Annotated in this window: 14 protein-coding genes and 1 pseudogene; 6 read left to right on the top strand and 9 right to left on the bottom strand. The window is 73.5% G+C overall.

Features of this window, described 5'->3' with window-relative positions; genetic code table 11:
- The first annotated feature begins 5 nt into the window (after positions 1 to 5).
- Both IE316_RS20805 and IE316_RS20800 read left to right on the top strand, forming a co-directional pair.
- Positions 6 to 1289, top strand: coding sequence for a thymidine phosphorylase (locus tag IE316_RS20805; protein ID WP_190205941.1), 1284 nt, complete (start codon positions 6 to 8; stop codon positions 1287 to 1289).
- Between the two features lie 149 nt (positions 1290 to 1438).
- On the top strand, positions 1439 to 2002 hold the full coding sequence (locus IE316_RS20800) for a Uma2 family endonuclease (protein ID WP_190205940.1): 564 nt from the start codon (positions 1439 to 1441) through the stop codon (positions 2000 to 2002).
- Between the two features lie 81 nt (positions 2003 to 2083).
- Here the strand turns inward: IE316_RS20800 and IE316_RS20795 are convergent.
- A pseudogene (locus IE316_RS20795) lies at positions 2084 to 2413 on the bottom strand (AEC family transporter); the annotation flags it as partial.
- Positions 2414 to 2526: 113 nt separating this feature from the next.
- Here IE316_RS20795 and IE316_RS20790 point away from each other — a divergent pair.
- Positions 2527 to 2919 (top strand): STAS domain-containing protein, encoded by a 393-nt coding sequence (locus IE316_RS20790; RefSeq protein WP_190205939.1) that lies wholly within the window; start codon positions 2527 to 2529, stop codon positions 2917 to 2919.
- Here the strand turns inward: IE316_RS20790 and IE316_RS20785 are convergent.
- Both IE316_RS20785 and IE316_RS20780 read right to left on the bottom strand, forming a co-directional pair.
- Entirely contained in the window at positions 2803 to 3816 is a 1014-nt protein-coding gene (locus tag IE316_RS20785) for a sigma-70 family RNA polymerase sigma factor (RefSeq protein WP_190205938.1), read from the bottom strand. The two genes, IE316_RS20790 and IE316_RS20785, sit on opposite strands and share 117 nt — an antisense overlap.
- Positions 3817 to 3936: 120 nt before the next feature.
- Positions 3937 to 5226 (bottom strand): MFS transporter, encoded by a 1290-nt coding sequence (locus tag IE316_RS20780; protein ID WP_190205937.1) that lies wholly within the window; start codon positions 5224 to 5226, stop codon positions 3937 to 3939.
- 63 nt (positions 5227 to 5289) lie between these two features.
- On the opposite strand from IE316_RS20780, the gene IE316_RS20775 reads away from it, so the two are divergent.
- On the top strand, positions 5290 to 6240 hold the full coding sequence (locus tag IE316_RS20775; protein WP_190205936.1) for a LysR family transcriptional regulator: 951 nt from the start codon (positions 5290 to 5292) through the stop codon (positions 6238 to 6240).
- 21 nt (positions 6241 to 6261) lie between these two features.
- On the opposite strand, the gene IE316_RS20770 is transcribed toward IE316_RS20775, so the two are convergent.
- Positions 6262 to 7023, bottom strand: a complete 762-nt coding sequence (locus tag IE316_RS20770; protein ID WP_190205935.1) for an alpha/beta fold hydrolase — start codon at positions 7021 to 7023, stop codon at positions 6262 to 6264.
- A 102-nt stretch (positions 7024 to 7125) separates the two neighbouring features.
- Here IE316_RS20770 and IE316_RS20765 point away from each other — a divergent pair, with 102 nt between their 5' ends.
- Both IE316_RS20765 and IE316_RS20760 read left to right on the top strand, forming a co-directional pair.
- The gene (locus IE316_RS20765) at positions 7126 to 8283 is read left to right on the top strand and encodes an adenosine deaminase (RefSeq protein WP_190205934.1); all 1158 of its coding nucleotides are present in this window, start codon (positions 7126 to 7128) and stop codon (positions 8281 to 8283) included.
- A gap of 143 nt (positions 8284 to 8426) precedes the next feature.
- Positions 8427 to 8765, top strand: coding sequence for an ATP-binding protein (locus tag IE316_RS20760; protein WP_190205933.1), 339 nt, complete (start codon positions 8427 to 8429; stop codon positions 8763 to 8765).
- Between the two features lie 89 nt (positions 8766 to 8854).
- Here IE316_RS20760 and IE316_RS20755 read toward each other — a convergent pair whose 3' ends face one another.
- The 5 genes from IE316_RS20755 to afsQ1 all read right to left on the bottom strand — a co-directional run bounded on the left by IE316_RS20755 (position 8855) and on the right by afsQ1 (position 12677).
- Positions 8855 to 9058 (bottom strand): PspC domain-containing protein, encoded by a 204-nt coding sequence (locus IE316_RS20755; protein WP_190205932.1) that lies wholly within the window; start codon positions 9056 to 9058, stop codon positions 8855 to 8857.
- Between the two features lie 91 nt (positions 9059 to 9149).
- The gene (locus IE316_RS20750; protein WP_190205931.1) at positions 9150 to 9701 is read right to left on the bottom strand and encodes a VanZ family protein; all 552 of its coding nucleotides are present in this window, start codon (positions 9699 to 9701) and stop codon (positions 9150 to 9152) included.
- Between the two features lie 92 nt (positions 9702 to 9793).
- Positions 9794 to 10396, bottom strand: coding sequence for a hypothetical protein (locus IE316_RS20745; RefSeq protein ID WP_190205930.1), 603 nt, complete (start codon positions 10394 to 10396; stop codon positions 9794 to 9796).
- The gene (locus tag IE316_RS20740) at positions 10396 to 12003 is read right to left on the bottom strand and encodes an ATP-binding protein (protein WP_190205929.1); all 1608 of its coding nucleotides are present in this window, start codon (positions 12001 to 12003) and stop codon (positions 10396 to 10398) included. Before IE316_RS20740 ends, IE316_RS20745 begins: the two co-directional genes overlap by 1 nt.
- On the bottom strand, positions 12000 to 12677 hold the full coding sequence (afsQ1, locus tag IE316_RS20735; protein ID WP_033272295.1) for a two-component system response regulator AfsQ1: 678 nt from the start codon (positions 12675 to 12677) through the stop codon (positions 12000 to 12002). The genes IE316_RS20740 and afsQ1 overlap by 4 nt, the downstream gene beginning before the upstream one ends.
- Positions 12678 to 12725 lie beyond the last annotated feature (48 nt).

Here is a 12725-nt window from a genome sequence, read left to right as displayed (position 1 = left end):
CCGTCATGGCCATGGACGTCATCTCCGTCATCCGCACCAAGCGGGACCGCGGCGAACTCAGCGACGAGCAGATCGACTGGGTCATCGACGCGTACACCCGCGCGGAGGTGGCCGACGAGCAGATGTCGGCGCTGGCGATGGCCATCCTGCTCAACGGCATGAACCGCCGGGAGATCGCCCGCTGGACCGCCGCGATGATCGCCTCCGGCGAGCGGATGGACTTCTCCGCGCTGTCCCGCCCGACCGCCGACAAGCACTCCACGGGCGGCGTCGGCGACAAGATCACCCTGCCGCTGGCGCCCCTGGTCGCGGCCTGCGGGGCCGCGGTCCCGCAGCTCAGCGGCCGGGGCCTCGGCCACACCGGTGGCACCCTGGACAAGCTGGAGTCCATCCCCGGCTGGCGGGCGCTGCTCTCCAACGCGGAGATGCTGGAGGTCCTGGACACCACCGGCGCGGTGATCTGCGCGGCCGGTGACGGCCTGGCCCCGGCCGACAAGAAGCTGTACGCGCTGCGCGACGTGACCGGCACGGTCGAGGCGATCCCGCTGATCGCCTCCTCGATCATGTCCAAGAAGATCGCGGAGGGCACCGGTTCCCTGGTGCTGGACGTGAAGGCGGGCAGCGGCGCCTTCATGAAGACGGTGGAGGACGCCCGCGAACTGGCGTCCACGATGGTCGGCCTCGGCACCGACCACGGCGTGAAGACGGTCGCGCTGCTCACCGACATGTCCACCCCGCTCGGCCTGACCGCGGGCAACGCCCTGGAGGTCCGCGAGTCCGTCGAGGTCCTCGCCGGTGGCGGCCCGGCGGACGTGGTGGAGCTGACCCTCGCGCTGGCCCGCGAGATGCTCGACGCGGCGGGCCTGACCGACGCCGACCCGGCCAAGGCGCTGGCCGACGGCTCCGCGATGGACGTCTGGCGCCGCATGATCGCCGCCCAGGGCGGCGACCCGGACGCGCCCCTGCCCACGTCGAGGGAACAGCACGTGGTGACGGCGGACGCCACCGGCGTCCTGACCCGGCTGGACGCCTACGGCATCGGCGTCGCCGCCTGGCGCCTGGGCGCGGGCCGGGCCCGCAAGGAGGACCCGGTGCAGGCGGCGGCCGGCGTCGAACTGCACGCCAAGCCCGGCGACGAGGTCACCGCGGGCCAGCCCCTGCTGACCCTGCACACGGACACGCCGGAGCGCTTCGCATACGCCCTGGAGGCGGTGGCGGGCTCGTACGACATCGCCGCCCCGGGCACGGAGTACAGCGCCTCGCCGGTGGTCCTGGAGCGCATCGCCTGAGCCGCCGATCACCCGATCGGACGAACGGGACCGGTGGACCCGCGCCGGTCCCGTTCGGTGTGCTGTCGTGGGAGCGTCCGTATGCTGGTCGAGTAGCGCCCAGCGAGGCCCCACCGGGGCCTGGAGGTCGGACAGGGAGGTGAGAGGGCATGAGCCTTGCCTGTGATCACAACGGGCCTTGGACCGTCGCCGACGTCCTGTCCCTGCCCGAGGACCGCACGACTCGCTATGAGCTGCTGGGGGAGTCCCTCGTGATGTCCCCCGCGCCGGGCATCCGGCACCAGCGGGCCTCGTATCGTCTGCACGTCGCCCTGGAAGCGGCTGCCCAGGCCGTCGGCGCGCCGGTAGAGATCCTGGAGACCGTCAACGTCATCCTGCCGTCCGGCCTGGTGGTCCCCGATCTCGTGGTGACCGACGCCGGCGCCACCGCCACGGACGGCGTCAGCGTGGACGCCGAAGGCGTGCGGCTCGTGGTCGAACTCGTCTCTCCGGGCAACAGCATGATGGACCGCAAGGTCAAGCCCATGCTGTACGCGGGGGCCGCCATCCCGCACTTCTGGCGCCTGGAGTTCGACCCCGCCCCCATGCTCGTCGCGTACGACCTGGAAGGCGGCCGGTACGTGGAGCGGACCACCGCTCTCGCGGGCACGACGACCCGGCTGGACGTCCCGTTCCCCGTCTCGATCGACCCGGCCGGACTCACCCGGCAGTAGCCACCGCAGCCGGCACCCGCCCCGGCGACGGCCGACTCAGCCCAGCACCGCCACCACCGTCGACACCAGGACGGCGTCCCGGGCCACCGCGGGCTGGCCCACCGCCTTCAGGGCGACCGCGAGCAGCACCGGCCCGCGGTCCGCGCCCCGCGGCGGCATGCTGCTCCCGCACAGCGAGATGCCGAAGGCCGGCAGGACGGCGGGTACGGACATGTTGCCGATCAGCGTCAACGGGTCCAGGACCGGGGCGGGCACCCGCAGCCCGGTCGCGGCGACGGCGAAGGCCACGTGGAAGGCGAGCCGGGTCAGCACCTCCCGCCCGTGCTCCCCGAGGTGACCGCCCCGGCCGAGCAGAAAGCCCACGCCGATGACGACGGCGATCACCGCGAAGCCGGTCAGCACCCCCTGCACGGCACCTCCCGGGCGGCGGGAACGGCGTCGGACGGCACGGCGGGAGGAGATGCGTGGCACATGCAGCAAACCCTCGGGCGCGGGGCCCGCGCAGGTCAATTCCGTCCGGGACGATGAGTTCCGCGCCCGCGCCCGGTCTACCGGACGTGGATGCCGTGACACCCGCCGTACTCGTGCTGCCGGGGCGTGTCTCCCGAGAGGAGACGCCCCGGCTCTGCGACGAGCTGCGCGGGCTGCTGGAGAGGACCGGGACCGGGGTCGTGATCTGCGACGCCGGCGGGCTGGGACCGGGACCGCCGGGGCTGGAGACGGTCGAGCTGCTGGCCAGGCTCCAGCTCACCGCCCGGCGGGCCGGCGGCCTGATCCGGCTGCGCGCCCCCGGGCCCGCCCTACGCGCCCTCCTCGACCTGGTCGGGCTCCCCATCGAGGTGGAGCGGCAGCCCGAAAAGCGGGAACCACCGCTTGGTGTCGAGGAAGCAGTGGAATCCGGTGATCCGGCCGGCTGAGATCTCCAGCACCTGGATCGCCCAGGGCGTGAAGCCGCCCGCCTCCGGGTCCGGCTTGTAGTGCGCGAAGGCCGGCAGCCCGTTGGCCCGGGTGGGCAGCAGCCGGGAGCCCGCGCAGGACGCGCCGAGCGTCGTCATGAACCCGGTGATGTCCGAGGCTCCGGCCAGCCACAGGTCGAACGGCGGCATCGTCATGACCGCGTCCTCGTGCAGCAGCGCGGTCAGGGCCGTCATGTCGTAGCCCTCGAAGGCCGCGACGTACCGCTCCAGGAGTCTTTGCTGCTGTTCGTCCAGCGGGTCCGAGACCGCCCCGGCCCGGTCCTGGTCCGCGCGCTCGGCGAGGGTGGCGCGGGCCCGCTGCAGGGCGCTGTTCACCGACGCCACCGAGGTGCCCAGCAGCTCGGCGACCTCGCTGGCCCGCCAGGCCAGCACCTCGCGCAGGATCAGCACCGCCCGCTGCCGGGGCGGCAGTTGCTGGAGGGCGGCCATGAAGGCGAGCCGCACCGACTCCTTGGCGATCGCGGCCTCCGCCGGGTCCTCGGTGGTGGGCAGCACGCGGGCGTCGGGCATCGGTTCCAGCCAGGTGTGGTCCGGACGGGGGGAGAGGGCGGCCTGGGCCAGCGGTGTCGACTCGGTCAGGTCCATCGGCCGGGCCCGCTTGTTGCCCGCCGAGAGCATGTCCAGGCAGACGTTGGTCGCGATGCGGTAGAGCCAGGAGCGCAGACTGGACCGGCCCTCGAACTTCTCGTAGCTCCGCCAGGCGCGGACCAGGGTGTCCTGCACCGCGTCCTCGGCCTCGAAGGAGGAGCCGAGCATCCGGTAGCAGTACCCGGTCAGCTCGACCCGGTGCTTCTCCAGCGCGGAGTCCAGCTCCGCCGTCGCCGTGCCGTCCGTCATCGTCCACCCACCCCTGTGGCCGTCGGTCGCGCGCGTGGTCGCGCCTCGCACTTCGGAAGCTACCGCAGCGCACTGACAACGGCCCGGCAACCGGGTGGACGCGCAGATGGGAGGGGGTGCTCAGGCCGGTACGGAGGCCGCCGCGGCCCCCCGGCGGGCGGCCCGGGTGCCCAGCAGCGTGATCGACACGACGCCCAGCACCGCCAGCAGCCCGACCCCGACGGTCCCGCCCCAGCCCCCGGCGTGGAAGGCGGTCGCGCCGACCGTGCTGCCGGCGCTGGAGCCGATGTAGTACGCCGACTGGTACAGCGCCGACGCCTGCGCCCGGCCGTGCGTGGCGGTCCGGCTGACCGCCGAGGAGGCCACCGCGTGCCCCGCGAAGAACCCGGCCGTGATCAGCACCAGGCCCAGCAGCACCAGCGGCAGCGAGTCCGCCAGCGACAGCAGCAGCCCGGCCGCCGTGGTGCCGCCCGCCAGGTACAGCGCCCCGCGCCGCCCCAGTTGCCCGACCAGCCGTCCGGCCGTGGACGCGGAGACCGTGCCCACCAGGTACACCAGGAAGATGGAGCCGACGATGCCCTGCGGCAGGGCGAACGGGGCCCCGGTCAGCCGGTAGCCGATCACCGTGTAGACGCCGCCGAACACCGTCATGAACAGCGCGCCGATCGCGTACAGGCGGCGCAGCAGCGGGTCGGCCAGGTGGGCGCGGACGGTCCGGGCGAGCACCCGGGGGCGCAGCGACCCGGGCGTGAAGTGCCGCGGCCTCGGCAGCAGCAGCCGGAACGCCACCGCGCAGCCCACCGCGACCACGCCGATCACCCCGACGGCCACCCGCCAGCCCCACTCCTGCGCGACCCAGCCGGTGATGACCCGGCCGCTCATCCCGCCGACGCTGTTGCCCGCCACGAACAGGCCGATCGCGGTGACCAGCGCCTTCGGGGTGACCTCCTCCGCGAGGTAGGCGGTCGCCGAGGCCGGCAGCCCGGCCAGCGCCGCGCCCTGCACCGCGCGCAGCGCCACCAGCACCGGCAGCGAGGGCGCGAACGGCACCAGCAGCCCCACGGTCACCGCCACCGCCAGCGACGCCGTCATGACCGTACGCCGCCCGTACCGCTCCGACAGGGCGCTCATCGGCAGCACGAACAGGGCCAGGCCACCGGTCGCGGCGGCCACCGTCCAGCTCGCGTCGCCCGCCGTCACGCCCAGGTCGCCGGAGATCAGCGGCAGCAGGGCCTGCGTCGAGTACAGCAGCGCGAAGGTCGCCACGCCCGCGAGGAACAGCGCGAAGCTCATCCGGCGGTACCCGGGACCGCCGGGGGCCACCCGCGCGTCGGCCGTGTCGGGGACTTCAGGGGCATCGGAGGCGGCGGCGCCCACGGCGGTGGGCGCCCCGGTATCGGCGGGAGTCATGCCACGACCGTACGAATCCCCTGACTCATCCGTCCAATGCACGGACCGGTCATAATCGTTCCCATGGTGCATCAACCCAGCTCACCGGCGCGGCTGTCACGAACCAGTGACACAGAAGACATCGTCGCGCTGCTCGCGCCGCGCCTCGCGCACTTCGCCGGCGTCGCCCGCACCGAGCACGTCACCCGCGCCGCGCAGGAGATGAACGTCCCCCAGTCCACCCTCTCCCGCGCCCTGGTCCGCCTCGAACAGGACCTGGGCGTCGACCTGTTCGCCCGGCACGGCCGCACCCTCTCCCTCACCCCCGCCGGCCGGACCTTCCTCGCCTCCGTGGAACGCGCCCTCGCCGAGATCGAACGGGCCGCCGACGAGGTCCGGGCCGACGCCGACCGCACCACCGGCAAGGTCGCCTTCGGGTTCCTGCACACCATGGGCGCCGAGACCGTCCCCGGCCTGCTGCACGCCTTCCGCGCCGACCACCCCCGGGTCCGCTTCAGCCTCGTGCAGAACTACGGCGAGGCCATGCTCGAACGCCTGCGGGCCGGCGAACTCGACCTCTGCCTCACCTCGCCCGTCCCGGACGCCCCCGACCTGGTCGCCCGGCGCCTGGACGAGCAGAAGCTCCGTCTGGTCGTCCCCGCCGACCACCGGCTGGCCGGCCGCCGCCGCATCCGCCTCGCCGAGGCCGCCGACGAGAACTTCGTGACCCTGGAACCCGGTTACGGGCTGCGCCGCATCACGGACGACCTGTGCAAGGAGGCCGGTTTCCGCCCCCGGGTGGCCTTCGAGGGCGAGGAGGCGGAGACGCTGCGCGGCCTGGTCGCGGCCGGGCTGGGGGTGGCCCTGCTGCCGCCGCCCACCGTCCCCCGGCCCGGAGTGGTGGAGCTGACGGTGACCGCCCCGCGGGCGGTCCGGGAGATCGGCGTGGCCTGGCTGGCGGGGCGTACGGACACGCCCCCGGTCGCCGCGTTCAAGCGGTTCCTGCTGTCGCGGCGGGGCAACCTGCTGCCCTGAACGGCCCGGCCGCCAAGGGCGTCAGCGCCGCAGCGTCCCCCCGAACCCCGCCGCCAGCGGCATCCGCAGCCCCAGCGGCGGCGGAGCCGCCAGCGCGTCCACCACCGGCCGGGAGAACGCCCGCCCGAAGAGCGAGCCCAGCACGAAGTCCGCCGCCAGCGCCGCCACCTCGTCCCGGTAGTGCCGCAGCCCGTGCCCGTCCGAGTGCACCTCGAACCGGCACACGTCCCGGTTCGCCTTCTTCGCCCGCGCCGCCAGCCGGAAGGACAGCTCCGGATCGCTGCGCCCGTCGTTGGTGCCGTGCACGATCAGCACCTGCCGCCCGGCGAGCTGCTTCACCGGTTCGGGGGGCGCGGCCATGTCCTCCGCGGGCAGCCACGGGGCGATCGCCAGCACCGAGGTGACCGCCTCGTGCCCGGCCGCCCGCAGCGCCGCCCGGCCGCCCATGCCGAGCCCGGCGAGGCAGACCGGGACGTCGCCGTAGCGCCGCCGCACCTCGTCGGCGGCCCAGCCGGCGTCCCGCGCGGGATGCGCCGCGCCGCCGTTCCAGCCCCGGTAGCGGTAGTGCACCACATGGGCCGCGAGCCCCTCGTCCCGCCCGGCCCGCGCCAGCTTCCGCCCGAGCGCGAGCACGGAGGCGGTCGCCAGCAGCGGGGACGGCCTCCGTTCGGAGACCTCGTCACCGCCCGGGAGCAGCAGGACCACCCCGCCCACCGCCGACGGCTCCGTCCCGAACGCCCGTCCCAGCCGTGCCGTACGCACCGGTGTCGCTTGCTGTGCCATGACAGAACAGTGTCAGAAGCGCGGGTGGACGAAACCCTTCGCGGCGGTCACCGTTACATTTCGGCAAGAGTGATCTACGCGCGTAGGAGTTAGAGTGCGAAGATGACGAGCCAGACCACCGCGAAGTCCCCGACGCCGGACCAGATCCGCCGGGCGCCCAAGGTTCTGCTGCACGACCATCTCGATGGGGGGCTGCGGCCCGGCACCGTCGTCGAACTGGCCCGCGAGACGGGCTACTCGGGACTGCCCGAGACCGACCCGGAGAAGCTCGGCGTCTGGTTCCGTCGGGCCGCCGACTCCGGGTCCCTGGAGCGGTACCTGGAGACCTTCTCCCACACCGTCGGCGTGATGCAGACCCGGGACGCCCTGGTCCGGGTCGCCGCCGAGTGCGCCGAGGACCTCGCCGCGGACGGCGTGGTCTACGCCGAGGTGCGGTACGCGCCCGAGCAGCACCTCGAACAGGGGCTCACCCTGGAGCAGGTCGTCGAGGCGGTCGACGAGGGGTTCCGGGAAGGGGAGCGGCGGGCCCGGGGAAACGGCCACCGGATCCGGGTCGGCGCGCTGCTCACCGCGATGCGGCACGCCGCCCGCGCCCTGGAGATCGCCGAACTCGCCAACCGCTACCGCGACCGGGGCGTGGTCGGCTTCGACATCGCGGGCGCCGAGGCCGGCTACCCGCCCACCCGGCACCTGGACGCCTTCGAGTACCTGAAGCGGGAGAACAACCACTTCACCATCCACGCGGGCGAGGCGTTCGGGCTGCCGTCGATCTGGCAGGCCCTGCAGTGGTGCGGCGCCGACCGGCTCGGGCACGGGGTGCGGATCATCGACGACATCCAGGTGCGGGAGGACGGCACCGTCGTCCTGGGGCGGCTCGCCTCCTACGTACGGGACAAGCGCATCCCGCTGGAGCTGTGCCCCAGTTCCAACCTCCAGACCGGGGCGGCGGACTCGTACGCCGAGCACCCGATCGGGCTGCTGCGCGAGCTGCACTTCCGGGCCACCGTGAACACCGACAACCGGCTCATGTCGCACACCAGTATGAGCCGGGAATTCGAGCACCTTGTCGACGCCTTCGGTTACACGCTCGACGACATGCAATGGTTCTCCGTCAATGCGATGAAATCAGCGTTCATTCCTTTCGATGAACGACTGGCCATGATCAATGACGTGATCAAGCCCGGATATGCCGAGCTCAAGTCCGAATGGCTGTTCCAGCACACCACTCCGACCAGGGATTCTTCCGTGACCGGGGACTGACTTCCGCCGGGGGAGCAGGGGTGCGGCGAGCGGCTGTCCGCCATTCGCACGCATTTCGATGTTTGCGGTGGCGGACCTCGGGTGTTTACGGTCGGGGGCCGCTCCATTTCATTTCCCCGACATCCCCTTCGAGGACGCATTTCATGAAGCAGTCTGCTGCCAAGACCCTCGGCGCCGCCGCTCTCGGTGCCGCCATCGCCGCCGCGGGCGCCGGTGCCGCTCAGGCGGCGCCGAGCCTCCCGGGGCCCGCCCAGGCGCTGGGCGGGGTCACCAAGGCGCTCCCCACCGAGCACACCGCCCGCACGCTGCCGGCCGTCGACGGCGACCAGCACGCCGCCAAGGGCAAGAGCAAGGGCAAGGGGAAGGCCGCCGAACAGCCCGGCCTCGGCGCGCTCAAGCCGATCACCGGCCTGCTCGGCGGCCTGCCGGCCCAGGGTCTGCCCACCCAGGCCCTGCCGCTGAAGGCGCTGCCGCTCGGCTGAGCCCCGCCCGTCAGACGTGCCGCTGGGGCGCGCCCGGTTTCGTACCGGGCGCGCCCCAGCGGCGTATCAGAGGGAGATGTGAACGGGCGCTACCAGGCCGTGCGGGCCGCCTTGCCCTCCGAGGGGAAGAGCACCCACAGCGCCAGGTAGAGCAGGAACTGCGGGCCGGGCAGCAGACACGAGACCAGGAAGATCACCCGCATCGTCGTCGCGGAGGTGCCGAAGCGCCGGGCCAGCGCGGCGCACACTCCGCCGATCATGCGGCCGTCGGTGGGGCGGGCAAGGCGGGACATGGCGGCTCCTTCGCGAGCGGGTCCGAGGCGTCCCCGTCGGTCGCCTCATCTGCTTCCACGCTAGAGGGGACGAACGGGGCGAAGCGTCGCTCTACGGGGCGATGCCGACCCTGGGAATCGTCGGGGTCCGACCCTGAGCCGGCTCCTCCTGACGGAGGTCACCGGGCCCGTCCGGCTCGCACCTGCGGCGGAGCCAGGCCCGCCCGGCGGGCACCACGGCGAGGTGCGCCAGGGCCACCCCGGTGGTGTTCAGCAGCAGCGAGTCCACGTCCACGACCTGTCCGGGCACCCCGGTCTGGAGCAGTTCGATGCCCAGCGACAGCAGGGCGCCCACGGCCGTCACCCGCAGCAGCGACGCCAGCGGCGAGACCGCCGTCCGCCCGTGCGCCGTCGGCAGCAGCACGCCCAGCGGCGCCAGCAGCGCCAGCTTCTCGCCGATGCAGCGGGCCGCCCCCGGCCAGCCCAGGGCGAGGTCGGCCCGGATGCCGTCGAGGGGATGCAGATTGGCGGGCATCACCCAGGGGACGTCCAGGGGACGCAGCGTGAGCCAGGCGACGAACGCGAGATACGCGACCAGGAGGACACCTCCCGTCACCCGGATGCGGATCGCGGCGCTGCCGCCGATGGAGCCTAGACGCTGCACGCCACCCAAGACGCGGTGTCCGGTGCGCGCGGTTCCGCCCGCCCGCCCGCACGGGTGAGTCCTGCGCCACAGGCCCCCGCCGGGCGGCCCGGTCAGTCCCCGGCGACCGCGCTGGACGGCGGCTCGTTGCTGCCCGGCCGGGCGCGGACCTCGTCGGTGCAGGTGTACCGGCGCGGCTCCGGCCCGCCCGGCCCGCCCAGCACCACGGAACCGTCGCCCTCGGCCGCCGCCGAGTCCGAGAACGTACAGACGATCTGGGCCAGGGCGTACGAGGTCAGTTCGTCCGGGGCGGTGCTCAGCCGCAGGGTGTCCTCCGGGTCGCCGGGGCGCGCCCCGGACACCGTGGTGCCCGCGCGGACGTCGGTGGTGTACCCGGCCTCCTTCTCGGCGGCCGACGGCGGCGCCGCCAACCGGTCCAGCAGCCCCTGCGCGACCAGCACCCGCCGCGCGGAGTCGGCGGTGCCGTCCGGCACCCGTACCGTGCGGTCCACCGACATCAGCGAGGAGCCGCAGAGCAGGAAGACCTGGACCGCCATGCCCGGCGCGGACCGGTCCGCCGCGTCCGGCCCGGCCGGCGAGCAGCGCACCCGGGACGGCGCCGGGCCGTAGTCCGTCGGCACCTCGGTGGCCCGGATGCCGCATCCGGCGAGCAGCAGGCCGAGCACGGGAAGCGCCAGCAGGCGGCGTACGGTCATCAGGCCCGTCCCTTCGCGTCCTTGCCCGTGCTCCCGTCGCCCGCCCGGCCACCGGGGCCGTCCGGGTCGCGGGACTCCGGCTCCGCCGGGGCCGAGGCGTCCCGCGGCAGGCACAGCGTGAACACCGCGCCGCCGTCCGGCGAGTTGGCCGCGGTGATGTGGCCGCCGTGGATGTGCGCGTTCTCCAGGGCGATGGAGAGCCCGAGCCCGCTGCCCTCGGAGCGCGGCCGGGAGGCGCTCGCCTTGTAGAAGCGGTCGAAGACGTGCGGCAGGACGTCCTCGGGGATGCCCGGCCCGTGGTCGCGCACCGCGATCAGCACCGCGTCCTCGGTCTCCCGCACCGACACCCGCACCGGCGACCCGCCGTGCTTGAGGGCGTTGCCGATCAGGTTGGCGAGGATCACGTCCAGGCGGCGCGGGTCCAGGGCGACGTGGATGCCGCGCTCGGCGTCCAGTTCCACCGCGTCCAGCCAGGCACGGGCGTCGATGCAGGCGGTGATCTGGTCGGCCACGTCCACGTCGTCGACGACGAGACGGGCGGTGCCCGCGTCGAAGCGGGTGACCTCCATCAGGTTCTCCACCAGGTCGTTCAGCCGCCGGGTCTCGCTGACCACCAGCCGGACGGCGGGCTCGATCATCGGGTCGATGGTGCCGCCCTCGGCGTCCAGCTCCTCCTCCAGCACCTCCGTGACGGCGGTGATCGCCGTCAGCGGCGTACGCAGCTCATGGCTCATGTCGGCGACGAACCGCCTGGACGCCTGCTCCTTGGCCGCCATGTCCGCGACCCGCTTCTCCAGCGCCTCCGCGGCGGCGTTGAACGTCCGGGACAGATCGGCCAGTTCGTCGGTGCCGGAGACCCGCAGCCGGGTGTCCAGCTTGCCCTCGCCGAGCCGGCGGGCGGCGGTCCCCAGCCGGTGCACCGGCTTCAGCACGGTGGTCGCCAGGGCCTGCGCGAGCAGCGCGGAGCCGATCAGCGCCAGCCCCGAGGCGATCCCCAGCGACCAGGCCAGCGAGCCCAGGTCCTTGGCCTCCGGCTCCAGCGACTTCAGCAGGTACCCGGTCGGCCCGCCGCCGATCACCCGGGTCCCGGCCACCAGGTACGGGGTGTCGTCCTCGACGATCCGCTGCCAGTACAGGTGGTAGGGCGACTTGTTGGCCGAGGTGACCTTCTGCTGCTTGTTCACGGCGGTGCGCAGCGACTCCGGCACGTCCGCCAGCTCGAAGCCGGCCAGCCCGCCCGAACTGCCGTACACCGTCCGCCCGCCGGCGTCCCGGGCGACCAGCAGCACACCGAACCGCTGGCTGCTGTTGGCCATCTGCCCGGCCGTGTGCTGCAACTCGTCCTGCGTGGGGTGCTCGGGCAGCGCGCCCGCCCGGTTCTGCATCTCCTGCGCGAAGTCCCGCAGCACCGCGTCCTGGGCACGGGTGAGCACGGCCTCGCGGTTGAGCCAGTACGCGATGCCGGACGCGGACACGGCGGCGGTGAGCGCCACCAGCCCGAAGACGACGACCAGCCTGAGCCGCAGACTGGTCAGGCGCAGCCGCGACCGGACCCCCTTGCGCGCCGCGGACCAGGCGCGCGGGCCCCCCGGACGTTCTTCGGTCACTGAGGCGGGTCCAGCCGGTAGCCCACGCCCCGCACGGTACGGATCAGCGTCGGGGAGGACGGCACGTCCTCGACCTTGGCGCGCAGCCGCTGCACACAGGCGTCCACCAGCCGCGAGTCGCCCAGGTAGTCGTGCTCCCACACCAGCCGCAGCAACTGCTGCCGGGACAGCGCCTGACCGGGCCGCCGGCTCAGCTCCAGCAGCAGCCGCAGCTCGGTCGGGGTGAGCTGGAGGTCCTCGCCGTTCTTGGTGACGGTCATCGCGGAGCGGTCGATGACCAGGCTGCCGAAGGTCGCCGAGTCGCTGGACTCCCGCTCCCCGCGCCGCAGTACGGCCCGGATCCGGGCGTCGAGGACCCGCCCCTGCACCGGTTTGACCACGTAGTCGTCGGCACCGGACTCCAGCCCGACCACCACGTCGATGTCGTCGCTCCGCGCGGTCAGCAGGATGATCGGCAACTGGTCGGTGCGCCGGATGCGCCGGCACACCTCGAAACCGTCGATGCCGGGCAGCATCACGTCCAGCACGATCAGGTCCGGGCGCTGCTCGCGCAGCAGCTTCAGACCGTCCTCACCGCTGGCAGCGGTGGCCACCCGGTGTCCCTGGCGCGTCAGGGACAGCTCCAGGGCCGTACGGATGGCGTCGTCGTCCTCGATCAGCAACAGGGAAGGCACGGGCTCATTCTGGCCCATGGAGGGGGCACGGTTCGACCGGTGGGTCCC

Origin of the sequence: Streptomyces fumanus (genome assembly GCF_014655295.1) — a bacterium.
In the GTDB taxonomy this organism is placed as follows: domain Bacteria; phylum Actinomycetota; class Actinomycetes; order Streptomycetales; family Streptomycetaceae; genus Streptomyces; species Streptomyces fumanus.
This window is presented reverse-complemented; position numbering and strand designations above follow the sequence as displayed.